This window comes from Vibrio sp. QJM3NY_35 (genome assembly GCF_057785915.1).
In genome coordinates this window covers 149,488-175,100 of the sequence record NZ_CM173507.1, presented here as the reverse complement: position 1 = coordinate 175,100, position 25,613 = coordinate 149,488, and the positions used below count along the sequence as shown (strand labels likewise).

Annotated in this window: 24 protein-coding genes; 12 read left to right on the top strand and 12 right to left on the bottom strand. The window is 41.4% G+C overall.

Annotated features, from left to right (window positions below; all coding sequences use genetic code 11):
- Positions 1–56: 56 nt before the first annotated feature.
- The 6 genes from AC3CH3_RS00805 to pseB are packed head-to-tail and all read right to left on the bottom strand — an operon-like array spanning position 57 to position 7,339.
- On the bottom strand, positions 57–1,877 hold the full coding sequence (locus AC3CH3_RS00805) for an acyltransferase family protein (RefSeq protein ID WP_488537507.1): 1,821 nt from the start codon (positions 1,875–1,877) through the stop codon (positions 57–59).
- Between the two features lie 19 nt (positions 1,878–1,896).
- The gene (pseI, locus tag AC3CH3_RS00800; RefSeq protein ID WP_488537506.1) at positions 1,897–2,946 is read right to left on the bottom strand and encodes a pseudaminic acid synthase; all 1,050 of its coding nucleotides are present in this window, start codon (positions 2,944–2,946) and stop codon (positions 1,897–1,899) included.
- A 7-nt stretch (positions 2,947–2,953) separates the two neighbouring features.
- Positions 2,954–4,471 carry a UDP-2,4-diacetamido-2,4,6-trideoxy-beta-L-altropyranose hydrolase gene (gene pseG, locus AC3CH3_RS00795; RefSeq protein WP_488537505.1) on the bottom strand — a complete coding sequence of 506 codons (1,518 nt, stop codon included), beginning with the start codon at positions 4,469–4,471 and terminating at the stop codon, positions 2,954–2,956.
- Positions 4,472–4,479: 8 nt separating this feature from the next.
- Positions 4,480–5,160 carry a pseudaminic acid cytidylyltransferase gene (pseF, locus tag AC3CH3_RS00790; protein ID WP_488537504.1) on the bottom strand — a complete coding sequence of 227 codons (681 nt, stop codon included), beginning with the start codon at positions 5,158–5,160 and terminating at the stop codon, positions 4,480–4,482.
- Between the two features lies 1 nt (position 5,161).
- Positions 5,162–6,322 carry a UDP-4-amino-4,6-dideoxy-N-acetyl-beta-L-altrosamine transaminase gene (pseC, locus tag AC3CH3_RS00785; RefSeq protein ID WP_488537503.1) on the bottom strand — a complete coding sequence of 387 codons (1,161 nt, stop codon included), beginning with the start codon at positions 6,320–6,322 and terminating at the stop codon, positions 5,162–5,164.
- Positions 6,323–6,325: 3 nt separating this feature from the next.
- Complete coding sequence (gene pseB, locus AC3CH3_RS00780) at positions 6,326–7,339, bottom strand: UDP-N-acetylglucosamine 4,6-dehydratase (inverting) (RefSeq protein ID WP_102270377.1); 1,014 nt, start codon at positions 7,337–7,339, stop codon at positions 6,326–6,328.
- Between the two features lie 551 nt (positions 7,340–7,890).
- On the opposite strand from pseB, the gene AC3CH3_RS00775 reads away from it, so the two are divergent.
- The 5 genes from AC3CH3_RS00775 (at position 7,891) to AC3CH3_RS00755 (ending at position 12,314) form a co-directional block, all read left to right on the top strand.
- Positions 7,891–8,325: a rhodanese-like domain-containing protein gene (locus AC3CH3_RS00775; protein ID WP_012603060.1), complete on the top strand. Its 435-nt coding sequence runs from the start codon at positions 7,891–7,893 to the stop codon at positions 8,323–8,325.
- 123 nt (positions 8,326–8,448) lie between these two features.
- A complete protein-coding gene (gene secB / locus AC3CH3_RS00770) occupies positions 8,449–8,916 on the top strand; it encodes a protein-export chaperone SecB (RefSeq protein WP_061023745.1) in 468 nt (155 codons plus the stop codon).
- A 215-nt stretch (positions 8,917–9,131) separates the two neighbouring features.
- Positions 9,132–10,196, top strand: coding sequence for an NAD(P)H-dependent glycerol-3-phosphate dehydrogenase (gene gpsA, locus AC3CH3_RS00765; protein WP_372259430.1), 1,065 nt, complete (start codon positions 9,132–9,134; stop codon positions 10,194–10,196).
- 70 nt (positions 10,197–10,266) lie between these two features.
- Positions 10,267–11,088 carry a serine O-acetyltransferase gene (cysE, locus tag AC3CH3_RS00760; protein ID WP_009847961.1) on the top strand — a complete coding sequence of 274 codons (822 nt, stop codon included), beginning with the start codon at positions 10,267–10,269 and terminating at the stop codon, positions 11,086–11,088.
- A 74-nt stretch (positions 11,089–11,162) separates the two neighbouring features.
- Positions 11,163–12,314, top strand: a complete 1,152-nt coding sequence (locus tag AC3CH3_RS00755) for a murein hydrolase activator EnvC family protein (protein ID WP_488537502.1) — start codon at positions 11,163–11,165, stop codon at positions 12,312–12,314.
- Between the two features lie 62 nt (positions 12,315–12,376).
- Here AC3CH3_RS00755 and AC3CH3_RS00750 read toward each other — a convergent pair whose 3' ends face one another.
- Positions 12,377–13,015, bottom strand: a complete 639-nt coding sequence (locus tag AC3CH3_RS00750; protein ID WP_065675998.1) for a TetR/AcrR family transcriptional regulator — start codon at positions 13,013–13,015, stop codon at positions 12,377–12,379.
- Positions 13,016–13,123: 108 nt separating this feature from the next.
- Positions 13,124–14,287, bottom strand: a complete 1,164-nt coding sequence (locus AC3CH3_RS00745; RefSeq protein WP_488537501.1) for a nucleotide sugar dehydrogenase — start codon at positions 14,285–14,287, stop codon at positions 13,124–13,126.
- A 152-nt stretch (positions 14,288–14,439) separates the two neighbouring features.
- On the opposite strand from AC3CH3_RS00745, the gene rfaD reads away from it, so the two are divergent.
- The 4 genes from rfaD to AC3CH3_RS00725 all read left to right on the top strand — a co-directional run bounded on the left by rfaD (position 14,440) and on the right by AC3CH3_RS00725 (position 18,844).
- Positions 14,440–15,381 carry an ADP-glyceromanno-heptose 6-epimerase gene (rfaD, locus tag AC3CH3_RS00740; RefSeq protein WP_010433822.1) on the top strand — a complete coding sequence of 314 codons (942 nt, stop codon included), beginning with the start codon at positions 14,440–14,442 and terminating at the stop codon, positions 15,379–15,381.
- Between the two features lie 134 nt (positions 15,382–15,515).
- A complete protein-coding gene (gene lpxM, locus AC3CH3_RS00735) occupies positions 15,516–16,472 on the top strand; it encodes a lauroyl-Kdo(2)-lipid IV(A) myristoyltransferase (RefSeq protein ID WP_193846783.1) in 957 nt (318 codons plus the stop codon).
- Between the two features lie 10 nt (positions 16,473–16,482).
- Positions 16,483–17,751 carry an O-antigen ligase family protein gene (locus tag AC3CH3_RS00730; RefSeq protein ID WP_488537500.1) on the top strand — a complete coding sequence of 423 codons (1,269 nt, stop codon included), beginning with the start codon at positions 16,483–16,485 and terminating at the stop codon, positions 17,749–17,751.
- Positions 17,744–18,844: a polysialyltransferase family glycosyltransferase gene (locus AC3CH3_RS00725; RefSeq protein ID WP_488537499.1), complete on the top strand. Its 1,101-nt coding sequence runs from the start codon at positions 17,744–17,746 to the stop codon at positions 18,842–18,844. The genes AC3CH3_RS00730 and AC3CH3_RS00725 overlap by 8 nt, the downstream gene beginning before the upstream one ends.
- 41 nt (positions 18,845–18,885) lie before the next feature.
- On the opposite strand, the gene AC3CH3_RS00720 is transcribed toward AC3CH3_RS00725, so the two are convergent.
- The 3 genes from AC3CH3_RS00720 to AC3CH3_RS00710 are packed head-to-tail and all read right to left on the bottom strand — an operon-like array spanning position 18,886 to position 21,796.
- Positions 18,886–19,965, bottom strand: coding sequence for a glycosyltransferase family 4 protein (locus AC3CH3_RS00720; RefSeq protein ID WP_488537498.1), 1,080 nt, complete (start codon positions 19,963–19,965; stop codon positions 18,886–18,888).
- A gap of 10 nt (positions 19,966–19,975) precedes the next feature.
- On the bottom strand, positions 19,976–20,755 hold the full coding sequence (locus AC3CH3_RS00715; protein WP_488537497.1) for a glycosyltransferase family 2 protein: 780 nt from the start codon (positions 20,753–20,755) through the stop codon (positions 19,976–19,978).
- A 9-nt stretch (positions 20,756–20,764) separates the two neighbouring features.
- Positions 20,765–21,796, bottom strand: coding sequence for a CDP-glycerol--glycerophosphate glycerophosphotransferase (locus AC3CH3_RS00710; protein WP_010433799.1), 1,032 nt, complete (start codon positions 21,794–21,796; stop codon positions 20,765–20,767).
- A 132-nt stretch (positions 21,797–21,928) separates the two neighbouring features.
- Between AC3CH3_RS00710 and waaA the strand changes: the two genes are divergently transcribed.
- Positions 21,929–23,191: a lipid IV(A) 3-deoxy-D-manno-octulosonic acid transferase gene (gene waaA / locus AC3CH3_RS00705; RefSeq protein WP_016792883.1), complete on the top strand. Its 1,263-nt coding sequence runs from the start codon at positions 21,929–21,931 to the stop codon at positions 23,189–23,191.
- 40 nt (positions 23,192–23,231) lie between these two features.
- On the opposite strand, the gene AC3CH3_RS00700 is transcribed toward waaA, so the two are convergent.
- Positions 23,232–23,945, bottom strand: coding sequence for a 3-deoxy-D-manno-octulosonic acid kinase (locus AC3CH3_RS00700; RefSeq protein WP_016788461.1), 714 nt, complete (start codon positions 23,943–23,945; stop codon positions 23,232–23,234).
- A 96-nt stretch (positions 23,946–24,041) separates the two neighbouring features.
- On the opposite strand from AC3CH3_RS00700, the gene AC3CH3_RS00695 reads away from it, so the two are divergent.
- A complete protein-coding gene (locus AC3CH3_RS00695) occupies positions 24,042–25,124 on the top strand; it encodes a glycosyltransferase family 9 protein (protein WP_016768948.1) in 1,083 nt (360 codons plus the stop codon).
- A 1-nt stretch (position 25,125) separates the two neighbouring features.
- Positions 25,126–25,608 (top strand): pantetheine-phosphate adenylyltransferase, encoded by a 483-nt coding sequence (gene coaD / locus AC3CH3_RS00690; protein WP_010433787.1) that lies wholly within the window; start codon positions 25,126–25,128, stop codon positions 25,606–25,608.
- The last annotated feature ends 5 nt before the right edge of the window (positions 25,609–25,613 follow it).

The window sequence follows — 25,613 nt, the reverse complement described above, 5'->3', positions numbered from 1 at the left end:
GTATAATATTTTTAATAGAATAGTCATATTTGATATTGAGACCTAACTCAGATTTATTATTTAATTATTATGTCTAGATATCCTAAATATTGTTCAGCATACCACGGTCTCATATGACTCTTATCTTTGTAGTAAAATTCATCTTCATCATTAGTTGTTTTACAGACATCACTACACAGATAACTAACAGGATCAATAAATTTCACCCCTTCCAACTCTGTAAGACTTTCCAAAGTTTCGTTATTTCTAGAGTTTCGCTTTCTTATTTCAGTAGTCTGTACTTCCTTTGGTAGTCTGTACCTAACTGATTTCTTAGGATCAAATTCATCACCCACAGGTTCTCTTAGAATGATATATAACTCATCACTATTACTTTTAACGTATTTTAGAAAGTCATCATACTCTTCCAAACGTAATTCACTAGCTCCATTACCTTTTGAAAACCCGCAATAAATACAGTAAGAGGATGTAACTACTTTGGTAAATTTGACTTTTTCGAATAGTTCTTTGTAACGTTGTATATTTTCACACGACCATCTTGGATGAACTGCAGAAGGAGAAAAGGAACAACCAGCCATTGTCAAGTAATATATGTTATATTTGCTATTGTTAGCTTTAACATACGGATATGTTTGCTCCGTATGACTAGCACCAATAAACAATATATTTTCATCTCCACTACCTTCTATATAACGGATATCAAGGCCATTTATATCTAGATTAGGTTTGGGGAAATCCCAATCTCCAATAGCTGAAAGAGCACTTTTATATAATCGAATATCCTTTTCTGTTCCACCTCTATAGTCCAATGAAGACAGTTGAGTAGCGAAAATTAACACAGTAACAACCAACCAAAGCGGTTTTGTTTTGAATATTTTTTCCCATTTGACCATCGGTTTTAATTTTATGGGTTCTATAATTTTAAAACTAAGATATCCGGTAAGCAAGGACATTGGTACGCCAATTATCCACCATGAATCAATATTAAAATAATTACCATATACAACTATAGGCCAATGCCATAAGTAAATTGAGTAAGATGCTGAACCAATAGAATGTAGTATACGGTTATTAACAATTAAACCATTATCTGCTTTACTTATTAACACTAGAACTGTGCCAAGGATAGGGAGCAAAGAGAGCTCGCCGGGCCAAGGTAAACTCTTATCAACCACAAAATATGACAAAATAATCAGTAAAAACCCAACAGACTGAACTATTTTGAGCTTTCTCTGTGTTCCTGATATACAAGTAAAGAATGCTATACCACCGGCTAACATTTCCCAAGCACGGCTCGCTAACGAGAAATAAGCACTATCAGGTGAAACTCGAGTTAGGTACAAGCTATAACAAAAACCTACAAATGTAAAAAATACAATTATATTTTTTATATTTTTAAGACCAACAAACTTTTTCAAAACAATTAGTAGTATTGGATACAGTATATAAAACTGCCATTCTACTGAAAGCGACCATGTATGTAGTAACCACTTCTCATTAGATGCTACGTCAAAATATCCAGCTTCGCTTAAATAAAAGTAATTCGAGTAGAATAATATACTGCTAATTATATGATTAGATATCGTTGGATAGTCGAAAGGAGTGAGAAAGAAAAAACTGAACACAAGAAGAGATAAGCATAACACGGCAAGCGCTGGAATAATTCTATTTGCCCTATCTACATAAAAACCTAATAGAGTAAAAGATCCATTATTAACACGCTTAAATATTATACCGGTCATTAAATAACCTGAGATCACAAAGAAAACATCTACACCTGCAAATCCTCCTTTGAGCCAGTTCGGCTCAAAGTGAAATATTACGACAGCTATTACAGCAAGAGCTCTTAGTGCGTTTATATCATATCTAAATTTCATGAATAACCTGTTCAAACATCTAGGCAAATAGGTCTTTAGTTAAAGGAGTTCCTGCTTTTACATTCCTGTTAACTTCTTTCCCCAAAACAGATTCGTAGTACTTCGGTGCTAAGCCAAATCCAGGTCTAATGCTTCTAACATTTTCAGGAGTGATCTTGTCACCTTCAGCAATATCTTTAACAACATATAAAGAACGGCGGAACTTTACATTGCCCTTCTCAGCTTCTGTTCGCTCATAATTTACGTGACCTAATGATTGCCAAGCCGTCTTACTGTCTTTGCATAATTGCGCTAGTTCTTTTGGCTCAAGCGAGAAACTATCGTCCGCGCCTCCACCATTTCTATCCATTGTGACGTGCTTTTCAATTAAACACGCCCCCAGAACAACTGAAGCGACAGCCGTTGCATTGTCGATAGTGTGGTCCGAAAGGCCTGATAATACGTCGTAACGTTCTGATATGTCTGCGATGGTACGAAGGTTGTATTGATCCGCCGGTGCAGGGTAACCACTGACGCAGTGCAGGACTATTAGCTGTTCACACCCATTGCTTCTCGCGCAGTCTACGGCTTCTTGAATTTCATCTTGATTTGCCATGCCCGTAGACATGATCATCGGTTTACCTGTTTTTGCGACTCGAGCGATAAGTGGTAAATCAATCAGTTCAAAAGACGCTATTTTGTAAGCAGGAGCATTTAATTCTTCGAGTAAATCAACCGCTGTAAAATCAAAAGGCGAACTAAAAATGGTAATATCCAGTTCTTTAGCTTTTGTAAATAGTAGTTCATGCCATTCCCATGGCATGTGTGCGCCTTTGTATAGCTCATATAACGTCTGCCCATCCCACAAGCCACCATGTATCTGGAACTCCTCAGAGTCACAATCCATTGTGATGGTGTCATGAGTGTAAGACTGTAGCTTTATCGCATCTGCGCCCGCTTTCTTTGCTTCTTCCATAATTTGGTAAGCACGATTAATATCACCATTATGGTTTGCTGACAGCTCTGCGATGATATATGGCGAGTAATCCGGTCCAATTTTACGACCGTCAATAGTTATAAATTTATTCATGTTCTTCTCAAATTAGTGGGTAGCGTACAAAAGAGCTCGTTGAGGTTTGGTCATAGTTTACAGAACGAAAAAGGTGCTGAGACGCACTGTTTTCTTCCATAACGGTCGCGTGAATGGTGATATCAGGGTGAAGTAGGTCTACATTAATCAGCGCTTGCTTAGCGTAACCTTTCCCAAAGCATTCTGGTTGAATAAATATAGAAATTAGATATTCATCATTAACCTGTTTGTCTAAACGAACAACACCGATGTTAGTACCTGTAGAGAGTGACTCGATCATATAAAAGTAATCACTGGCAACATCTAGTTTCGCTTTCATCCACTTTTTATGATCTTCCCATTTAGGTACATCTGGAGTAAGCGCGTATTTTCTGGTTTCAGGTAAAATCTGCCAGTCATACACTTGACGAATGTTAGTGTAAGTTGCAGGACGTAATAAGATTGAATTTTTCTGTTCATCGAATAGGCTACTAATACACTGGGTGACTCGAAAAGCGCCTAAGCCATCGCACAAGTTCAAGTTAGCAGATTGGAAACTAGCCCACTCATTCAGTACGGTTTGATAAGCACTTCTCAAACTATTGCTTATATCAGACAAGTTAACCTGAATTGCAGCATTAGCCTTGACTAGTTGCTCAGTAACCATTTTCTGGTTATCTGCTAGTGGGACAATAATGTTCGGTAAGCCTAAACAAGCCCTTTCCCAAGACGTAGTACCCGGAGCTCCTATCGCCATATTGTGCTGTAACATCAACTCAGCCATATTATCAACAAAATCGATATGCCTTAGCCAGTCATCATTTACACTGCAAAATTCTTGAACACTGCCATAATTCGGAGCTTTCGGACTCAACAAAACGGTAACCAATGGTCTATCATCAGAAATAGCCGACAACTCATGCAATACTTTCAATGTTGCATTGGGTTGATCAATTCCCCCCATGCTAACAAGAACACGTGGTTTCGATTTGTGAAGTGATGATTGAATAGCTTGTCGGCGGTATTTAACAAAGTTGGGATTTAATAAAGCAAAGTCACAGCCAGTTAAAACGGTTGTTTCCAATTCGGGGTAATCATATTCAGAAGGAGTTCGGGATAACGTTTGGTCGAGAATCATATCTGCGCTATGTGGACGCAATAAATCATCTATCGCAAACACCTTGCACCCTAACTGCGTTTTACAATGCTCTTCCCACTCAGCATTGATGCCATAATGATCTACAATCACTAAATCAATACTATCAAATATTGATACAAAACTGTCTACGTCAACTTTCCAAGATACTTGTAACCACGCTGAATAATCAGCACTGTTTTTAGGTATTAACCATTCTGTTGGTACAACAAGCTCTTTGACTTCAAACCCTTTATTTCGAACAAAATCGATTAAATCCCCCTGCTGAGGACGACATGCAAAACTAACTTGATGCCCTTTCTCTTTCAGCATAGAAGCTAATACTAAGCAGCGCATTATATGCCCGCTACCAATATGAATCGAAGAATCAGTTCGGAAAGCTATCTTCATAATGACCTCTACAGAACGCTAAATAGTGACTCTGCCAACTCCCAATCTTCCGGAGTATCGATATCTTGAACGCGCTTTCTTGGTAACAGAATCGCTTTAGAATGCTCGGAAAAAATCGCTTTACCCGCTAAAAATGCGGATGATTTACCCCAGTAAAACTGGCCTGCATCGTGGTACGCTTCTTCAAGATCTTGAGAACGAGTATTCGCAAATTCAGGAGAGAACATCGCAACGGAACCATTTTTATCTACAGATATTGCACGCTGAATGGCAAAAGGAAAGCTCGTCGCACTGAAAGCATACTCGACACTCTCCGAAGACAGGGCTTCTAACCCCTGCTGGATATATTTAGGCAAGATGAAAGGTGCCGTTGCATAGATACAACACACGTTGTCAATATCGAGCTTCTGATCCAAACACCACCTTATTGCATGCTGCATGACATCCATGGTGGTTGCGAAGTCATCAGAGATATTCTCAGGACGTAAAAAAGGCACGTCAGCACCACACTTTACAGCAACGTCGGCTATCTCTTGGTCATCCGTCGAAACAATCACTTTATCAAAGCAACCCGAGCTACGGGCTGCTTCAATAGAATAAGCAATCATCGGTTTACCATGGAAAGGTTTGATGTTTTTACGTGGGATACGCTTACTCCCCCCACGAGCAGGGATGATTGCAATATTCATATTACCCCTGCAGTACCTTAGTTAATACTGAAACCACTTCATCTTGTTGTTCAACGGTCATTGCGTGAAACAGTGGCAATGAAATTGCTTCCTGATAATAATGTTCAGAAGCTGGGAAATCACCCAAGCTGAAACCAAGTTTTTGATAATAGGGTTGCGTATGCACAGGAATATAATGCAAATTCACGCCAATTCCATTAGCACGCAGTTCATCGAATACTTGCTTGTGCGTTTTATCAATATTATCTAACTGCAAGCGAATGACGTATAAATGTAAACCTGAATAAGTTTCTGATAACTGGTAAGGCAAAGTAATAGGCAAACTATTAAGCAGTTCGTTATAGCGATTCGCTAATACGTGTCTCGCAGCAACAAACTCACTGAGACGAGACATTTGTGAAACACCTAAAGCCGCCTGTAACTCGGTCATTCTGTAGTTATAACCAAGCTCAATCTGTTGGTAATACCAATCACCGTCAGATTCGCCTACCATTAATTCAGGGTCACGAGTAATACCGTGGCTTCTAAAGAGGTTCATTTGTGTGGCTAGGTTTGAGTCATTGGTTAATGCAGCACCACCTTCAGCAGTTGTCACTATTTTTACAGGGTGAAAACTGAATACTGTGATATCTGAATACTGACATGAACCAATTGGGCTATCAAGATAGCTTCCTCCAATGGCATGCGATGCATCTTCAATCACTTTGAAGTTATATTCTTTAGCCAAACGGCTAATTGCTTTCATGTCACAAGGCTGGCCACACAAGTGAACTGCAACGAGTACTTTAGGCAATTTGCCCTGAGCCTTAGCTGCAATTAACTTTTCTTCTAGCTTAATAGGGCAAAGGTTATATGTCGCTGCGTCAATATCAACAAAGTCGATTGCTGCACCGCAATATAGACCACAATTACTCGAGGCTACAAAAGTAACTGGAGTAGTCCATAACAAATCACCCTCACCTAACCCTAGGGCTAAGCAAGCAATATGTAAGGCAGAAGTGGCACTGTTAACCGCTAATGCATGTTTAGCACCAGTAAAGTCCGTTAATGACTTTTCAAAGGCTGGAACCTGAGGACCTTGTGTTAAAAAGTCCGACTGTAATACATTAATCACAGCATCAATATCTTGCTGTGAAATCTCTTGCTTGCCGTAAGGTATCATTTCTTAAGCCTTAAAATTAGGATCTACGTGATCAACGATTAACTGACGTAAACCTTCTACCGTTTCCCACTCAGTATTGGTGCCTGAATTATATTTAAAACCAAAAGGTACTTTTTCTGCTTTGTGGTGCTTTATGTACTCAGCTTCACTGTAAGTGTAAGAGACCGAAGGCAGAATGGCGTAATACGGACCTAAATCAATCGTGTTTAACGAGTCAGTATCTGTGATCATTTCTTCATGTAGTTTTTCACCAGGGCGAATACCTACGTCACGAGTTTCACACTCAGGCGCTACAGCTTCAGCAATATCCAAAATCTTATATGATGGGATCTTAGGAATGAAGATCTCGCCACCCAAATGATTGTCTAAAGCAAACATCACTAGGTTTACACCGTCTTGCAGTGAAATATTAAAGCGAGTCATTTCTTTATGAGTGATCGGAAGAATACCGTCTTTACGCTTCTCTAAAAAGAAAGGGATCACAGAGCCGCGAGAGCCCATTACGTTGCCGTAACGCACAACACTAAAACGAATATCTTTTGAGCCGCGGATGTTGTTTGCCGCTGCAAATAGCTTGTCCGAAGCTAACTTTGTAGCGCCGTATAAGTTAATTGGGGCACATGCTTTATCTGTCGATAGGGCAACAACATCTTTAACACCACAAGCTAGAGCCGCATGGATAACGTTTTCAGCACCGTCTACGTTAGTGCGAATACATTCTGTTGGGTTATATTCTGCAGTGTCTACTTGCTTAATAGCAGCCGCATGAATAATCACGTCGACACCTTCACAAGCTTGTGTCATACGCTCTTTATCACGCACATCACCAATAAAGAAACGTAGTTGAGGGAAGTCGTATGCTGGGTATGATTGTTTAATTACTGATTGCTTCAGTTCATCGCGAGAGTAAATGATGATTTTCTTAACTTCAGGGTAACGCTCAAGAATTGTTTTGATAAATTGCTTACCAAACGAACCTGTACCACCAGTAATTAAAACTGTTTTATTATTTAACATAGAATACTTCACTTTTTTTTAAGTTTTCACTACCACGGAAACCACATAACAACTGATTTGTCCGGGTAACTAATTGTAAGCAATCAACACTCAAAGTACGCTATGTACCAGTACCAAATGCTACTTTAAATTTAGATGTTTCACTTCAACACGCATAACTACAACATATTATAGACAAGCTACCGCCCATTGATAACAAGGCGAAATCACACTACGCAGTTGAAGCCAAGTAGGCTTTGAAAATTCATTACACCTATAACTGTGCCCACATTATCCATAATGTGAACAAACTAAGCAAAGTTTTTGTCTGCTTTGAACAGCTTGAATGTCTCACAAAAATAGTGTCCTCAAAGCATATTAGAGAAAGCTTTTGAGATGAACTCGCAACTAAAAAGTAACAATAGCCCCTTAAAGGAGCAGTAATGCTCTTCAGCACCAAAATATCAGAAAATCAATCAACGTGACGTCCAATCTTATGTACATTATCGCTTCAATCTCGCTATACTCCTGACCTATAGTTTTTCGCCCAATAACGAATAAGAGTTCAAGATATGCAAGAGTTAGTGCCATTTGTTCAAGAGAATATGATTTTAGCCATCGTATGGATCGGCTTGGTTGTTGCCATAATTGCGAACGTTATCAAGACATCAAACGCAGCCTACAAAGAGATCACGGCAGCGCAAACCACACACATGATTAACCGTGAAAACGGCATTGTGGTTGATATTCGTACTAAAGATGAGTTCAAAAAGGGCCATATTACTGACGCAGTTCACATTTTGCCGTCAGATATCAAAGCAAATAGCTTTGGTAGCCTTGAAAGCCACAAAGCAGACCCAATCATCGTAGTATGCAAGACAGGTCAAACCGCTCAAGAAAGCGCGAACTTGCTGGTTAAAGCAGGTTTCGAAAACGTAAGCGTACTGAAAAGCGGCTTAGTGGCTTGGAGCGAAGCTAACTTACCTTTGGTTAAAGGTAAGAAGTAGTTCAAGGTAATAAACCGTTAACGACAAGAAGTAATCTGACCTGATTACACGAATATGACTTTAAGGTTTTGTTCGGCTGATATGACGAACAAAACCTAATTATAAATTTTTAAGGACAAGAAAATGGCTGAAGCAGCACAACAAGACGCACAACAAAACTTCGCAATCCAACGCATCTTCCTAAAAGACGTATCTTTCGAAGCGCCAAACTCTCCAGACATGTTTCAAAAAGAGTGGAACCCAGATGTAAAACTGGACCTAGACACTCAAAGCCGTGAACTTGGCGAAGGCGTTTACGAAGTAATCCTACGTCTAACGGTTACGGTTAAGAACGCAGAAGACACTGCATTCCTTTGTGAAGTTCAACAAGGCGGTATCTTCTCTGCAAGCGAAATGGAAGCTGGTCAACTGGCACATTGCCTAGGTGCTTTCTGCCCGAACATCCTATTCCCATACGCTCGCGAAACGATTTCTAGCCTAGTGGTTAAAGGTACGTTCCCACAACTGAACCTAGCACCAGTAAACTTTGATGCTTTGTTCATGAACTACCTACAAAACCAAGCTCAGCAAACTGAAGGCGAGCAAGCTTAAGTCTCACAGTAGAACTTAACTCTAGCGAACGCTTAAATAGCTTATGTTATAAGAAGCTTAGCTTTTAAATGCACATCGCAGCTTCTGCGATGTGCATTTTTTATTTACACTGTACTTTGATAGAGAGATTTTTTTCTTAGTAGAGCACTTTTTCTTCTTAGTAAAGAGTTTCTCCCGAACTCTTCGATTTCCCTCATTATTTTTTAGGTGGAAGCATGACAGAAACAACTCGCCCGACTCACGCGACAGACGCTTACGGTAAAGATAGCGCTTACGGTAAAGACATTGCGATGACAGTGATAGGCGCAGGTTCTTATGGGACATCTTTAGCGATATCTCTAGCGCGTAACGGTGCCAATGTTGTTCTTTGGGGGCATGACCCTGTTCATATGAATCGCCTCGAATCAGAGCGTGCGAACAATGAGTTTCTACCAAATATTGAATTCCCAGAAAGTCTGATCATTGAATCTGACTTAGAAAAAGCCGTGACTTCAAGCCGAGACCTTTTGGTTGTCGTTCCAAGCCACGTATTTGGTATCGTTTTAAATAGCCTAAAGCCTCACTTAACAGAGAACTCTCGCATCTGTTGGGCAACCAAAGGCTTAGAGCCAGAAACAGGCCGCCTACTTAAGGATGTCGCGCACGATGTACTTGGTGATGGGTACTCGTTAGCGGTTCTATCAGGACCAACCTTCGCCAAAGAGTTAGCGATGGGCATGCCAACGGCTATCTCTGTCGCTTCACCTGATGAAGTTTTCCTAGAAGAGCTTCAAGAAAAAATTCACTGCGGTAAAACATTCCGCGTGTACGCAAACTCAGATTTCATTGGTATGCAGCTTGGCGGCGCAGTCAAGAATGTTATCGCTATTGGCGCAGGCATGTCGGATGGTATTGGCTTTGGTGCTAATGCACGTACCGCACTCATCACTCGCGGTTTGGCTGAGATGAGTCGCTTGGGCGCAGCACTTGGTGCCCAGCCAGAAACCTTCATGGGCATGGCAGGGTTGGGTGACTTAGTACTCACCTGTACTGATAACCAATCACGTAACCGTCGCTTTGGTCTGGCACTTGGCGCAGGTAAAGATGTCGATACCGCACAAGAAGAAATTGGCCAAGTCGTTGAAGGTTATCGCAACACCAAAGAAGTTTGGTTATTATCAGAACGTATGGGCGTTGAGATGCCAATTGTTGAACAAATTTATCAAGTATTGTATCAAGGGAAAGATGCACACCTAGCAGCGCAAGATCTACTTGCTCGAGACAAGAAGTCAGAAAGATAGTAAGAGCAGTAGAGAGATTCGTACCTCTCATCCCGCTACACGTATCTGGTTTAAATGAATGGATGGTAAAATGAAACACTGTGAACAACAAAAAGTTTGGCAATGCATTGTGAAGGAAGCTCGACAGCAGTCGGAGCAAGAGCCTATGCTTGCGAGTTTTTATCATGCCACGATCATCAACCATGAAAGCTTGGGGGCTGCACTCAGCTACATTCTGGCAAACAAGCTTAAGACAGCGTCGATGCCAGCAATGGCGGTACGTGAAGTGGTTGAACAAGCGTTTAAGCAGGATCAATCGATTATCGATGCGGCAGCTTGTGATATCTGCGCGACGGTAAATCGAGATCCTGCGGTCGAGATGTACTCGATGCCTCTGCTTTATCTGAAAGGCTACCATGCTCTACAAGGCTACCGAGTGGCTAACTGGCTATGGAAACAAGGTCGCATTGCGCTTGCCACTTACTTACAAAACCAAATTTCGGTTGCTTGCCAAGTGGATATTCACCCAGCAGCTCGTATCGGCAAAGCTATCATGCTCGACCACGCGACAGGCATTGTAATTGGTGAAACAGCCGTCGTTGAAAATGATGTATCGATTCTTCAAGACGTGACCCTTGGTGGTACAGGTAAAGAAGGTGGCGATCGTCACCCTAAAATCCGCGAAGGCGTAATGATTGGTGCCGGCGCTAAAATACTCGGCAACATTGAAGTGGGTGAAGGGGCGAAGATTGGTTCTTGCTCTGTGGTTCTACAAGCCGTACCACCTCATACAACAGTCGCTGGGGTTCCTGCAAAAATTGTCGGTAAACCGAAAACAGACAAACCCTCTTTAGATATGGATCAAGGGTTCAACGGTCGTTCTCAGAACTTCATCCATGGTGATGGAATTTAAGAGCAGATACGGGATGCGAGTAACCGAGATGCGAAAAGATTTAAAAGCGGCTGTTGATAATGAATAAGAGCAAAATGACGATAATGATGAAACCAGTCCAAGCAATTAGCACTGTTCTTTTGATATCTGCCAGCCTTTGTGTTGCTCTTTTATCTACATCGTTATTTGCCGCCTCTCAGGGGGAACTAAAAGGCGTATCGAGCGAAATATCTCGCCAACAAAAAAACCTTTCCTCACAGCAGAAAAAACTCGATAGCCTACAGGCAAACCTCAAGAAACAAGAGCTCTCCATCGCTTCGCTTGAAAAAGCGATTCTAGACAGTAAAAAGCAACTCAATACTGCTAATGCTAATATTGCGAACTTAAGTACCAAGATAGAAGCACTCACAGCACAAAAAAAAATTCAGACAGACAAATTAGAACAGCTCATTCAAACTTACTACATGACAAGCCGAGCTAAAGCCTCTTCTCACATCCTCAATACTGGGGTAGAAGAAGATCGCATCAGTCATTATTACCAGCACCTTGCCAAAGCTCGCTCCGCAACCATTAAAACGATTGAACAGACGCAACTCGAATTAGAAGAAAGCCACAAACAGCGCCAACTCGAGCAAGAACAGATAGCAACACTGCTAAAACAGCAAACCACCAAGCGCGATACGTTAGCCAAAACCCAAACACAACGTAAGAAAACCGTTGGCAGCATTAAGAAGAATATTTCTGGCGACAAAAATTACCTGGCAGAGCTTCAGCGAAATGAAACTCGCCTGAAAGCTGAAATAGCAAAAGCAGAAAAAGCGGCTCGAGAACGACGTAATGCAGTCCCGATGGATGGCCTAGCAAAACGTAAAGGTAAGCTACCTTGGCCGATCAAAGATAAAGTTCTACATAACTACGGTTCACGTCAAACGGGGCAAATTAACTGGAAAGGCATGGTGATCAACGCCAAGTACGGTCAGCAGGTTAAATCCGTTTACTCAGGTACGGTGGTATTTGCCGAGTATCTGCGAGGCTATGGTTTAGTGGTTCTTCTCGATCATGGTAAAGGTGATATGACGCTCTATGGCTTTAACCAAGCACTACTGAAGAAAGAAGGTGACAAGGTTAAAGCGGGTGAAGCCATCGCGCTTGCAGGTGACACTGGCGGCCAAACACGCCCATCATTGTACTTTGAAATTCGTAGAAACAGCCAAGCTCAGAATCCAAAGAGCTGGTTGGTTCGATAAAGAGCAGATACGGGATGCAAGTATCTTTCTTCGAATCCCGTATATCGCTTACTCGTCTCTTTCTATTTAGAGTTCAACGCCCTTACACCATCTTCCAATAATGTCAGCTGCTCAAAACCTTGAGCTGTCGCAATCGGTTTAACCGTCGCGATCATCTGCAGCATTCCTTGATGTACCACTTGCTCGGTAATTTGGGCTTTTGGAGACATCGCCGATTGATAAGCTAACCAACCCGATGCGATCAAGTGAAGAGAAGTGACCATCGATTTCATTTCCGAATCCGTTGCTTTAAGCAAGTTCAACTCAACAAAGGCCCTCATGATATCGACAAGGTTGGTTTGCAATCTTTCTTGCACTGCCATGTAATCAAGGTGGAGTTTTTCATCACGTGACAATATTTCAGGCAGATTCGCATAGAAGAATCGGTACTTCCACATCAGTGTGAAGATAGAATCTAAGTAGGTCTTTAGTAGCGTCAGGCTTTCTTGTTGGCCTTGAATCGGCGTGAACCTTTCAAGCAACTCTGTTGAATAGAGAGTAAAGATATCACGGACAATTTCTTGTTTATTACGGAAGTGATAGTAGAGGTTACCAGGGCTAATCTCGATATGTTCAGCAATATGATTGGTCGTAATACTGCGCTCGCCGTGCTCATTAAAAAGCTCTAGAGCAGCGTAAACAATCTTGTCACGTGTTTTCATTAGTTATTAGTATCCCTATCCGTTTAGGGGGTCAGTATATCGCCACTAAACGGATAGATCGAGCTGTTAACATCTGGTCTAATTAGCATTAGCTAAAAAAGAGCAGTATCAATCGCTGCCAAACAGATCTCGTGTGTAAACCTTATCTGCAACATCTGCAATCTCTTCTACCATTCTGTTAGATACAATCACATCGGAAACAGCTTTGAACTCTTCGAGGTCAGAATAAACCTTCGAGTTAAAGAAATGCTCCTCCTCTAACACAGGTTCGAATACGACCACTTCGATACCTTTGGCTTTTAAGCGCTTCATTATTCCTTGAATCGAAGAAGCACGGAAGTTGTCCGAACCAGCCTTCATGATCAAGCGATAGATCCCCACCACTTTAGGCGAGCGCTTGATAATTGAATCCGCAATAAAATCTTTTCGGGTGCGGTTAGCATCAACGATGGCACCAACAATGTTGTTTGGTACATCTTGATAGTTAGCTAATAGCTGCTTGGTGTCCTTAGGTAAGCAGTAACCACCGTAACCAAATGAAGGGTTGTTATAGTGATTACCAATGCGAGGATCTAAACCCACACCTTCAATAATCTGGCGAGAATCCAAACCGTGAGCTTCGGCGTAAGAATCTAACTCATTAAAATAAGAAACACGCATCGCTAGGTAGGTATTTGAGAATAGCTTTACCGCTTCTGCTTCTGTGGAATTAGTAAATAGTACGTCGATATTCTCTTTTTCTGCGCCTTCAACCAGCAGATTCGCAAACACTTTAGCGCGTTCAGAACACTCACCAACGATAATACGTGATGGGTGTAGGTTGTCGTACAGCGCTTTACCTTCGCGTAAAAACTCAGGTGAGAACATGACGTTTTCGCAGTTCAGCTCTTGCTTGATACGCTCGGTATAGCCAACCGGCACCGTTGATTTAATAACCATCACCGCATCAGGATTGATCTCCATGACGTCTTTGATGACTGATTCTACAGAGCTGGTATCAAAATAATTGTTTTTAGGGTCATAATCGGTAGGTGTAGCAATGATGACAAATTCAGCATTTTTGTAAGCGGCTTTATCCGTTGTTGCCATGAAGTTCAGCGTCTTATTTGATAGAAAGTGCTCAATCTCATTGTCTACAATCGGTGACTGCTTATTGTTTAGCATTGCCACTTTTTCATCGATGATATCTACCGCAATGACTTCATGATGTTGTGCCAAAAGCATAGCGTTTGATAGACCCACATACCCTGTACCGGCTACTGCAATCTTCATGATAATACCTATATTTTTGAGTAATTAACTCAACATAATTTATAACTTAGCTTGCCGTATCATACTCTGGTTGGGGAATTATTCCACTAGCCCGCTTTATCCATTCCTTGCTATACTCGTGACAGTTTTGTATTCAAAAGAGTTAGAAAATTATGATTATCGTAACGGGTGGTGCTGGCATGATTGGCAGCAATATTGTTAAGGCGCTTAATGAAGCGGGCCACAACGATATTCTAGTCGTCGACAACTTAAAAGATGGTAAGAAATTTAAGAACCTTGTAGACCTAGACATCACGGATTACATGGATCGTGATGACTTCCTAACTCAAGTCATGGCCGGTGATGATTTTGGTCATATTGAAGCTGTTTTCCATGAAGGAGCATGCTCTGCTACCACTGAGTGGGATGGCAAATACATGATGCTCAACAACTATGAATACTCAAAAGAGCTACTTCATTACTGTGTTGAGCGTGAAATTCCTTTCTTGTATGCCTCTTCAGCTGCAACTTACGGTGAGACCGACACTTTCATCGAAGAGCGAGAGTACGAAGGTGCATTGAATGTCTACGGCTATTCAAAACAACAATTTGATAACTACGTTCGTCGCTTAACCGCGGATGCAGCAGCACACAACGAAACGCTTTCGCAAATCGTAGGGTTTCGTTACTTCAATGTTTATGGTCCACGCGAGCAACACAAAGGCAGCATGGCCTCTGTCGCTTTCCACCTAAACAACCAAATGAATGCCGGTGAAAACCCGAAATTGTTCGCAGGTAGCGAAACCTTTAAGCGTGATTTTGTGTATGTGGGTGATGTCGCGGCTGTAAACTTGTGGTTCTTAGAGAATGGGGTATCAGGCCTCTTTAATCTAGGTACTGGCAATGCTGAGTCGTTTGAAGAAGTCGCCAAGGCAGTTATCAAGCACCATGGTAAAGGCGAAATCGAAACGATTCCTTTCCCTGAGCATTTAAAAGGCGCTTATCAGGAATTCACTCAAGCAGACCTAACGAAGCTTCGCGGTACAGGTTGCGATATCGAGTTTAAAGCAGTAGCCGATGGCGTTGCTGAGTACATGAAGATCGTAAACGCTTAACGGTATATTTCAGATTAGGACCAATAATACACCCTACTTTTAGCGTGTATTATTGGGAATGTCTAACGAATATAATCATTCCCAGAGTGACCGATATTAAGTTAACTCTCTGATTTAAATAATGTAGTGAATGAATGACCACACAACGCAATGATTTTGATCCAAAAGCTTACAACCCTGAGTTTGAATGGGGTTTTCTAGCACCTAAATACTGGGGAACTTGGATTGCTGTTTTGTTATCGTCTTTAGTCTGCTTCTTACCTAACAGCATTCGTTTAGCATTAGCTAAGTTTATGGCTAAGCAAGCTGTAAAAATTAAGAATAAGGCTAACCGCCGGGCTCGAGTTAACCTTGAGATGTGTTTCCCTGAGCAATCTATCGAAGAGCGCGAAGAGACTCTCTATCAGTCATACGTTACTTCCATCTCATTTTTGATGGGATTTGCTTCACTGACACTCAAGAGTAAAACTTGGCTAGAGAATAACACTTCGATAAACGGCCTGAGCAACCTAACCGATATTACAGACAGTGGCGAGAATGTGATCTTGCTGGTGCCACACACATGGGCTATCGATATCCCAGCGGTATTATTAGCTTCACGCAATTTACCTGTATCTGCAATGGCGAAAGCACAAAAAAACAAACTCAGTGACTGGCTAATGCACCGACAGCGCGTGCAATACGGCGGTCGTGTTTATGATCGCAGCGGTGGTATCAAACCTTTCATCAAGTCGGTACGTGATGGGTACCTGGGTTACTACCTCCCTGATGAAGATCTTGGCCGTGAGCACAGTGTCTTCGTTGACTTTTTCGCGACTCAAAAAGCAACTATCTCAGGCCTTGGTCGCCTATCAAAACTAAGTAAAGCTAAAATTGTGCCCTTGTTTGCTCAATACGATAGCAGTACAGGCCAATACGCCCTGGACTTCTACCCTGCTCTACCCTTCCCAACAGGAAGCGAAGAAGAGGACGCACGTATGATGAACCAATGTATTGAAAATTACGTGAGCAAAAACCCAGAACAGTATATGTGGATCTTAAGGCTGCTTAAGACTCGTCCTGATAGTAATATAAATCCTTATAAGAAGTAGTTTCCATACCATGTCTCCAACTCACCTATCTCACACAAAAGCAGTGCCATTTTTTACTGCTTGCTTTCCTGTTATATGTGTCGCTTATGGCTCTGGCTACAACTACTCAAGTATCTTCCTACTACTCACTTGTATTACCAGTTTATTTATTACCAAACATAAGCTTCGATTAAGCTCCAATGAAAAACTTTTTATATACGCACTTCTTTACTATTTCTGTACTTTTCTTTTTCTGAAGTTTTTTCATGGTGAAAAGTGGAGCTTTATTGATAAGCCAAGTAGAGCTCTATTAACCATACCAATTTTTATTGCCTTATTACGAAACCCACCATCGTGGAAAAATATCACTATTGGGATAAATATTGCCTCAATTTGTTCAGCTATCGTCGCTTTATTCTACCTAAAGCAATATCCAGAGCTTAGAGCATTCGATGGACGTATTCCCAACGCTTGGTTTGAAGGATATATGCAAATACAAACTGGCGGAATAGTAACAACATTTGCGATATCGAGTCTTGCTATAGCTCTATTTGAACTAAAGAATAAAAAATTCCTATTATCCATATTCTCTTTAATCGCCTTTCTTTTTGCTTCTTGGGCAAGCTTACAATCTGAAAGTAGAGGATCTTGGTTACTTGTTCCTATAACTATTTTATTTATAGTTCATTACAAGTTCAATCTGTTACGCATTAAAATAATAACATCAACCATATTGCTCACAGTTATTGCAGGATTCTATCTCAGTACGAACGATACTGTAACATCACGAGTTGATGAAGCGCTTAGTGATTATAACAAATATAGCTCGAACGCTAATGCATTTACTTCAATCGGAATTCGACTCAACTTATGGAAAAGTGCTTCTATTACATTTCTCGAGAATCCTTTTTTTGGTGCAGGAAAGGACGGAAGACTAGAGAGAAGGAAATCACTTGGTGATCTTGGTGTCATAGATAAAAAGGTTTCAAGGATGACCTATCATGAGCACAATCAATTTCTTGAAGCAGCGTCAGTTGGAGGGGTTGTAGGGATAAGCGCTCTCGGTGTTATATTCTTTATGCCACTACTCATATTTTATAAGATCATTCGTAGTTCAAAATATAATGAGAAAGCTCATGACATTTGCTTGCTAGGGATAATAAATGTAATTCTAATGATTGGGTACTGCTTGACGCAAGCGTTCTTTAATCATAATTCTGGGACAATTTTTTACTTTGTATGGACGTGTATTCTCTTAGGTATGGCTATATCGAATAAAGTAGAGACGAATAATGAATAATAAAAATATTTATATTTGCTCAACCGTTAGACATTTATTATTTAGTTTATATAAATCTCATGATAGCTCGAATCCTTCAGTAATAGTTTTCTTCTATGATTATCAAGATATTGACCCTAAGAGTATAAATTGCAATGAACTGCCAGATAACATTGAATTAATATTAATTAGTAGAAATTCATTAGTGAATGATATAAAGAGAAGTGGATTTATTGGAAGGTATATCTTGTTTTCTTCATTGCATGGAATAGCAATATCTAAAACTATAAAAATTAAACTAGCTGATTTATTACATAAGAAAGGCATAATTATCGATATAGAGAGTACTACTTACAAACTATTTCTATTTAACGATAATAATAAAATGTCTAGATTGTTTCGCCTTCTATTCAAATCATACTCAATAATTGAAGATGGAATGGGAAACTACATAGAACACAAAATACACTCAAAAACCAAGCAAGCCATTCGATTTTTATCAAATAACAACCCTCGACACTATGTGTTTGGAGAAAAAAAACAGTGCGATGAAATTTATGTGGTGCACCCGGATAAATTACCTAAATCTGTATTACATAAAGGCAAAAAAATAACATTATCTAGAGATATTAATATCATATCAAGTATAAAAAAATGTTTTATCTTCGATGAAAATGTAGAGATTGATAATAAATCACTAATTATTGCCACGCAGCCAACCTTCAATAAAATAAAAAAACGACTAAAAGATAGCCAGTTTTTTTTGAAAATTTATGATTCAATCATATCTAAAAGTAAAGAACATAATCTAAATCCAGTATTAAAACTCCATCCGAAGGAAAATAAGCAAGCTTATCAAAAACTCAAAGATAAAGGAGTGGTTTTACTGTCAAACAAAATACCATTAGAGATCTACTTGCTATCTAATGTAGATAAGGTGAATGTAATATCTATTAATTCTTCGGTAGGGATTGGTATGGAAGATTACTGTAATATATACAAATTAATCCCTGATAGTGAAATTTCCAACTTTGAAGAAATTATTATAGCATTTGAAAATAATAATGATAGCCTTGAAGATGCGATATCTCTTCAGCTATCAAATATAATATAGTTCTATTATTTACACCCTAAAATCAGATATTTAAGACTAATTTACTTCACTAGTAACTTCTCAAAAAACTCCAAATGCTTCTTCACTGTCACTCGTGAACTAAAGCTTTCATCTAGGCGCTTCTTAGCCGCTTCACTCATTGTTGTGCACTTTGCCTTATCTTGTGCGAGCTTGTCCATAGCCTCCCCTAACGCCTTGGCGTCACCAGTCGGGACAATATAACCAGTCTCGCCATCTACAACGAGTTCAGGAGCGCCACCGGTAGTTGTCACTACTGAGGTTGTGCCATTTGCCATCGCTTCGACAATCGTGCGTGGTAGCCCTTCTCCGCTAATCGATGGCTGAACTTGAAAATCAGCCATACACATGATTGAAGGGATGTCAGTACGATGACCAATGTAGTAAATGCGCTCACTCATAGGGCTTGCTTTCATCTCATCAAAATGAGGCTCGTAGCCGCTGCCCGCTAAGATCAAATGGAAGTTCGGTGCAGTAATGTATTTGGTCGCCTCAAGTAAGACAGAGATGCCCTTACTTGGCCTTACGTGCGCTGCAGTAATCGCGACGACATCATCTTCATTCAAACCAAACTCAGAACGCTCGGTTGGTGGTACTTTATACCAATCCAATTCATGCCCTTTGTATATGGTAACAACGTTATCTTTGTTCTTCCAAACACGCTTCACCACATCTTGTCGAACCGCTTCAGAAACACAAACTATGCCATCTACACGAGGATGTAGCTGTGTTAGATAAGCACTTGGGTCATGTCGATATAAACCTCCAGTAGTGCCTCGATAAACGACTAATTTAACCTTAAAGCCAATACAGGCAAACGCCGCATTAGGTATCGTTTTTGAGTTGAAAGCATAGCAGATGTCGTAATCATGCGTTTTCAGCTCGTGGCGAATCTTTTTAATGGTGTCAAAACAAACTTTACGCTTTGGATAACCATCAACGACTCGAATACCGCACTCTTCTAGCTTTGATACGTGCTCAGACTCACCTTGGGTCATGATAGTGACTTGGTGACCTTGACGCGCAAGCTCTATAAAAATCGCAGCTTCTGGACGCAAACTATTCCATGCATGTAAGTAAGATGCACAAACTAAAATCTTCATCTCTCGGTTCCTATTTGGCTTGGTCGTTTGAGCGGTTTTCAAGAATCCACAAACCGACGTATTTATTGAAATTCACTTGAGCATAAGTCATCGCCATAATGAAGCCGACACTGCCATCCATAAAGCCACGGCGAATGATATACACAAGGAAGAACGTCCATATTGCACGTAATAAAGCTAAAAATAAGCCGTGTGATTTCTTACCTTTGCGATGATACTTTTGCGATCCAAGCCAAGCGTACTGCGCTGCTTTGTCTAAACCATGACCATAATCGCGATGGGTGTAATGAAGAAGAAACCCCTTCAGTACTCCTGTAGAGCCTTGCTCAGGAACGACGGTCTCGTGAACCTCGTCTAACGTATATCGAGAGCCTTCTCTCTTAAACAGTCTTAATACTGCACGAGCACTGCGGCCATGTTTTAGAGTCGTGCCATAAAGAGTCACTCCCCAAGGCAGTTTGTACGCAGTGTGTTTGATTTGATCTTGTTTTAATAGTTCAACAAGAGCGTCGCTCATCTCTTTATCGAGAGCTTCGTCAGCATCAATTGATAGCACCCAATCACATGTCGCTTTATCTAGCGCTCGCTGTTTTTGCTTACCAAAGCCAGGCCAATCTGTGATTGTCACGTTATCTGTATATTTTTGGCATATTTCAACGGTTGCATCTGTTGAGCCACTGTCTAAAACAATCAGTTCATCGGCAATATCAACAACAGATTTAAGGCAAGTTTCAATTCGGTCTTCTTCATTCTTGGTAATAACAATGACAGACAGGGTATGTTTTCTCATTATTCAGCCCTAGAATTTCCAATAGTTTAATGATTTACGGATTTTAAAGTTACGAATCCAATTTTTTGGCTTGTTATCTTGCCAGCCGCTTTCTAGCACATCAGTAATAGCACTCAGAACTCTCGCTGAGGATTGCCCATCTAAATATGGTGTTATTGACGGGCCGTAATGAGCGATAGCGTTATCTCTTTCTTCATCAGGTAGCATTGCTTGCTTAATTGCTGATTCTAATTGCTCGGCTTGAGTAATGTTAATAAAGCTTGCTTGAGGGTCTCGATTATTTACCGTGACAACAGGCTTATTGAGCAACAAGAATTCCTGAAATATCGATGAGTTGTCACACACCATAACATCAGCACGATGTTGCATTTCAATCACTCGGTCATTATCGAAAAAGAGAAGGTTATCCCCTTCCAGTGCTTGATATTTCGCTCTCGTCTCTTGATTCATTTTCGGATGAAGAGTCACTAACCATTGCCACTGACTCAGTTGACTGAGGCGCTTAAGCTCTTCATAAACCAACTCTGCACACGATAAGCTTGGCGAAAAAGTGGAAGCGAACAGAATTTGAGGTCTCTCATGACGGTTCTCACTAGCTTGATAATTAAACAAGCTATCGAGCTTCAGCCACCCGGTCTCTTTAACTTGAAAATAGCCGCGCTGCTTAGCTAGCGGCTCAAGCGAGCTTGTTCTTTCATGGCCTTCGGTGCAATACAAATCAAATAGACCACGTTCAGGGTATAAGTTCCCACGTTTGCTCTCGTTCAAACCATGAAATACTTGTACCTTCAACCCTGGAATAAACGCTGGAACACGATCACCGGGCACTAGAACGGCAGAAGGATTAAAGGCAATAGCTTCTGTCAAAGAGACGCTCTGCTCTTGATCCAGTAAAAGATGTTCAGAAGCGTCTTCACCAACAAGCAACCACTTAACCTCATGGCCGAGTTGCTTCGCGTAATCATAGAATGGGCGAAGAATAGCAAATGAATAATTTTGCTCGACGTAGAGCAAGAAACGATAGGTTTGATCGGTTTGCATAAGCGATGAGATAAAATTCACCATGTCCGTTTGAAAGCGCAACTAAGCATTTAATTATAACGCTCTTTACTTTCGAGATTGAAGAAAATACTCTTCTGAATATTGATTTTACCTTCTGGTGTCACTGTTCTTATGCTTATACGACTTATCTATACTCTCATATTGTCATTAGCTTCTCCGCTACTGCTGTATGGGCTTTATAAGAGCAAACCTGGAAAGCCAAGTTTTGGTCAGCGTTGGAAAGAACATTTCGGGATCACACCGCAAACTCAAGGTAAGAATCCTATCTGGATTCACGCAGTATCGGTTGGTGAATCGATTGCCGCCGTACCGATCATCAAGCAACTGAAGCGACGCAATCCAAACCAAGCCATTATCGTTACCACGACAACCAGCACGGGTGCAGAGCAGATAGAAAAACTCGGTGATTTAGTCGAGCATCGCTACATGCCGATTGATTTTTCTTGGTGTATTCGAGGTTTTTTGAAGACTGTTCAGCCTAAACAGATGTTAATCATGGAAACCGAGTTATGGCCAAACACACTGCACTGCGTCGCGAAAGCTGGAATCCCCATTTCGGTACTCAACGCTCGCCTATCTGAACGCTCGTGCCAGCGTTATGCTAAATTCCAAGCCGTTTTTGATCTCTTAGCCAAAAATCTCTCTCAAGTACTTTGCCAATACCCAAGTGATGCTGAGCGTTTTATACGATTAGGGTTAGATAAAGCATCTGTGCATGTGACTGGGTCGATCAAGTTTGATATTGAAGTTTCAGCTGAACAAGTATCAAAAGGCAAAGCGTTACGTGAACAAATTGGCTTTGAACGCTGTGTGTGGATAGCAGCCAGCACTCATCAAGGCGAAGATGAAATTGTCTTAGACGCTCATAAACAGCTCCTTAAAGACAATCCGAATACCTTGCTGATGATTGTGCCTCGTCACCCAGAGAGATTTAACCAAGTGTCTGAGCTAGCTCAAGAGCACGGCTTCAAGACTATCACTCGAACGAGTCAGCAACCAATCACCTCTAATGTTGAAGTTTATATTGCGGATACGATGGGAGAAATGTTGGTATTACTCGGCGGATCTGATGTGTGCTTTATGGGAGGAAGCCTTGTGGGCGGTAAGGTGGGTGGCCACAATCTTCTAGAGCCTGCGGCACTGCAGTTACCTTTACTCAATGGCCCTAGCTATTTTAACTTCAGCGAGATCACAGACAAACTGCTTGAAGCTCAAGCCGTCACTATTTGTCAAAATAGCCAAGATATCGCTGGCCAACTCCAACAACTGTTCAAACAATCAGAACTGCGTAAAACTAAAGGCTTAGCGGCTTATCAAGTGGTTGAACAGAATCGAGGGGCGTTGGATAAAACCTTAGTATACATTCTTAATTAATGACCATTCTTAGCTAGTCACCACTCTTAACTAACAGCAACTAACCTTGGTAGCCTTGCAATAACAGTTCCCAATCCGGCTCTTGCCATTGAATCTGGCGCTTGTTCACTTCTTTTAAGAACGAGCGCTTTAAGCGATTCAAGTTGCCTTCTTTCCAGTCATCACCCGCTTGATGACCACACTTATCAAAATCAATGATCCACACCCTTTGCGAGTCATCAAGCAAGATATTATGAATGTTGAGATCGGTATGATTAACCCCAGCATCGTGCATCTTGCGTACCTCTTGCCCAATTCGACGATAAATATCCGCATCTATCGGGCCATTGACCAAGACATCAACCAGATCTTTGGCATTGGGAATTCGTTCAGACATTAAGTCCGCTCGATAAAGTAGTCCGCTTTTAATGGCTCTAGCAGCAATGGGCTTCGGTACATTCACACCTGCGTTTGCCAATGCCTTGAGAACATTAAGCTCCATCGCACAGCGCGTGTTTTCCCAATCAGAGAAGCGATATTGGTCTTCGACGAGCTTCCCAAACAATCCGCCACGGCGATAATGGCGCAATGCGGCCTGTATCCCATCAAGCTGAATGAACCATGTGGTACCGCGTCCTTGAGCACTGCCTGAAATGGCGTCTTGTTGCTGCCAATATTCAGCCTCAAAGATCTGAGCGATATCGCCCTCTGGTACCTGAGCCAAAAGTTCAGGGTCGTACCAAATTGTTTGGTTCTTGGTGCTAATCGTTTCCATCTATGAGGCCTTTGGGTCGCTTTTCGTCATTGCTATTTTACAACTAATGCGAGTATCTGCATAATTCTGATGTTATTCACTTTTTTCGGGCACTTTATGTCACTGTTCTCAACTGCACCTCAATCTCTTTGCATACTTCGCCTCTCCGCGATTGGCGATGTTTGTCATGCTATTTCTGTGGTTCAAGCCATCCAGAAGCAGTGGCCTGAAACGAAAATCACTTGGATAACGGGCAAAATAGAAGCCATGCTGATCGGTGATCTACCCGGTATTGAGGTGATTGTTTTCGATAAGAAACAAGGCTTCAAAGGAATGCGTGAATTATGGCGTCAGCTATCTGATCGTAAATTTGATGCACTTCTGCATATGCAAGCCGCACTCAGAGCCAGCGTGCTATCTTGGGGGATAAAGGCGAAGTGCAAAGTGGGATTTGGCAAAAACCGTACTCGTGAAATGCAGTCACTCTTTACCAACCACCATCTACCTATTTCAGATAAGTTTCATGTGTTAGATAACTTTGCCGAATTTGCTCGCTACATTGGTGTCCCCTTCGATAAGCCTCAATGGGATATCCCTTTAACACCTGAAGATGAACAACTCGCAATTAGCACCATGGCAGACAAGCCGACCTTGGTTATCTCCCCAGCGGCAAGCAAAGATTCACGCAATTGGTTAACTGAGCGATATGCAGCTATTGCTGATTATGCTGTCGAACAAGGCATGCAAGTGGTGTTATGTGGTTCTCCGGCACCAAGAGAAGTTAACCTTGGTAGCGACATCGAAAAATTATGCCAGTCGCCAGTAACCAACTTGATTGGCAAAACGAACTTGAAGCAACTGACTGCCGTACTGAAACATGCAACGGTGGTATTGGCACCTGATACTGGCCCAGCCCACTTGGCAACTACGCAGTCAACGCCTGTAATCGGCTTGTACGCGCACAGCGACCCTCGTAGAACAGGACCTTACAACGATCTCGATATCGTAGTGAGTGTTTATCAACAGCACGTAGAAGCACAACAAGGTAAACCAGTCGCAGACCTTCCATGGGGAACCCGTGCTAAAGGCGATGATCTGATGAAAGACATCACACTCGATATGGTAAAGCAGCAACTCGATAAGGCCTTAAACTCTAGTAAAGCACTGAATTCGAACACTACATTAAGCAAGGACAGCTAAAATGAGCACACACGTTATTTATCCAGGAACTTTTGATCCGGTGACCAATGGCCACCTTGATATCATTGTTCGTGCCGCTAGCATGTTTGACCATATCACTGTTGGAGTAGCAGCGAGCCCAAGTAAAAAAACCATGTTTGAATTAGATGAACGTGTAGAGTTGTTACGTGATGCGGTGTCTCACTTACCTAACGTGTCTGTTGAAGGATTTTCGGGGTTACTGGTCGATTTTGCTAAACAGCAGCAAGCGAATGTGTTGGTGCGAGGCCTAAGAACAACCATGGATTTTGAGTACGAGTTTGGACTCACCAGCATGTACAGAAAGCTACTTCCAGGCCTTGAAAGTGTATTTTTAACACCTTCAGAGGAGTATGCATTCCTCTCTTCGACAATAGTTCGAGAGGTGGCCATTCATGGTGGAGACATTAGCCAGTTTGTGCCACAAAAGGTGGCAGCCGAGATAAAGCTGAAGACAGCCAAGTAATTCTC

What these genes read in the sequence shown, in the direction of transcription:
- AC3CH3_RS00710 (WP_010433799.1), bottom strand. Translation starts at nt 21,796, where the DNA reads ATGCAAACCGATCAAACCTATCGTTTCTTGCTCTACGTCGAGCAAAAT.
- waaA (WP_016792883.1), top strand. Translation starts at nt 21,929, where the DNA reads ATGCTTATACGACTTATCTATACTCTCATATTGTCATTAGCTTCTCCG.
- AC3CH3_RS00725 (WP_488537499.1), top strand. Translation starts at nt 17,744, where the DNA reads ATGAATAATAAAAATATTTATATTTGCTCAACCGTTAGACATTTATTA.
- AC3CH3_RS00775 (WP_012603060.1), top strand. Translation starts at nt 7,891, where the DNA reads ATGCAAGAGTTAGTGCCATTTGTTCAAGAGAATATGATTTTAGCCATC.
- AC3CH3_RS00750 (WP_065675998.1), bottom strand. Translation starts at nt 13,015, where the DNA reads ATGAAAACACGTGACAAGATTGTTTACGCTGCTCTAGAGCTTTTTAAT.
- pseI (WP_488537506.1), bottom strand. Translation starts at nt 2,946, where the DNA reads ATGAATAAATTTATAACTATTGACGGTCGTAAAATTGGACCGGATTAC.
- AC3CH3_RS00695 (WP_016768948.1), top strand. Translation starts at nt 24,042, where the DNA reads ATGTCACTGTTCTCAACTGCACCTCAATCTCTTTGCATACTTCGCCTC.
- AC3CH3_RS00730 (WP_488537500.1), top strand. Translation starts at nt 16,483, where the DNA reads ATGTCTCCAACTCACCTATCTCACACAAAAGCAGTGCCATTTTTTACT.
- AC3CH3_RS00755 (WP_488537502.1), top strand. Translation starts at nt 11,163, where the DNA reads ATGACGATAATGATGAAACCAGTCCAAGCAATTAGCACTGTTCTTTTG.
- AC3CH3_RS00720 (WP_488537498.1), bottom strand. Translation starts at nt 19,965, where the DNA reads ATGAAGATTTTAGTTTGTGCATCTTACTTACATGCATGGAATAGTTTG.
- secB (WP_061023745.1), top strand. Translation starts at nt 8,449, where the DNA reads ATGGCTGAAGCAGCACAACAAGACGCACAACAAAACTTCGCAATCCAA.
- pseF (WP_488537504.1), bottom strand. Translation starts at nt 5,160, where the DNA reads ATGAATATTGCAATCATCCCTGCTCGTGGGGGGAGTAAGCGTATCCCA.
- pseG (WP_488537505.1), bottom strand. Translation starts at nt 4,471, where the DNA reads ATGAAGATAGCTTTCCGAACTGATTCTTCGATTCATATTGGTAGCGGG.
- rfaD (WP_010433822.1), top strand. Translation starts at nt 14,440, where the DNA reads ATGATTATCGTAACGGGTGGTGCTGGCATGATTGGCAGCAATATTGTT.
- AC3CH3_RS00805 (WP_488537507.1), bottom strand. Translation starts at nt 1,877, where the DNA reads ATGAAATTTAGATATGATATAAACGCACTAAGAGCTCTTGCTGTAATA.
- pseC (WP_488537503.1), bottom strand. Translation starts at nt 6,322, where the DNA reads ATGATACCTTACGGCAAGCAAGAGATTTCACAGCAAGATATTGATGCT.
- AC3CH3_RS00715 (WP_488537497.1), bottom strand. Translation starts at nt 20,755, where the DNA reads ATGAGAAAACATACCCTGTCTGTCATTGTTATTACCAAGAATGAAGAA.
- pseB (WP_102270377.1), bottom strand. Translation starts at nt 7,339, where the DNA reads ATGTTAAATAATAAAACAGTTTTAATTACTGGTGGTACAGGTTCGTTT.
- gpsA (WP_372259430.1), top strand. Translation starts at nt 9,132, where the DNA reads ATGACAGAAACAACTCGCCCGACTCACGCGACAGACGCTTACGGTAAA.
- AC3CH3_RS00745 (WP_488537501.1), bottom strand. Translation starts at nt 14,287, where the DNA reads ATGAAGATTGCAGTAGCCGGTACAGGGTATGTGGGTCTATCAAACGCT.
- lpxM (WP_193846783.1), top strand. Translation starts at nt 15,516, where the DNA reads ATGACCACACAACGCAATGATTTTGATCCAAAAGCTTACAACCCTGAG.
- AC3CH3_RS00700 (WP_016788461.1), bottom strand. Translation starts at nt 23,945, where the DNA reads ATGGAAACGATTAGCACCAAGAACCAAACAATTTGGTACGACCCTGAA.
- cysE (WP_009847961.1), top strand. Translation starts at nt 10,267, where the DNA reads ATGAAACACTGTGAACAACAAAAAGTTTGGCAATGCATTGTGAAGGAA.
- coaD (WP_010433787.1), top strand. Translation starts at nt 25,126, where the DNA reads ATGAGCACACACGTTATTTATCCAGGAACTTTTGATCCGGTGACCAAT.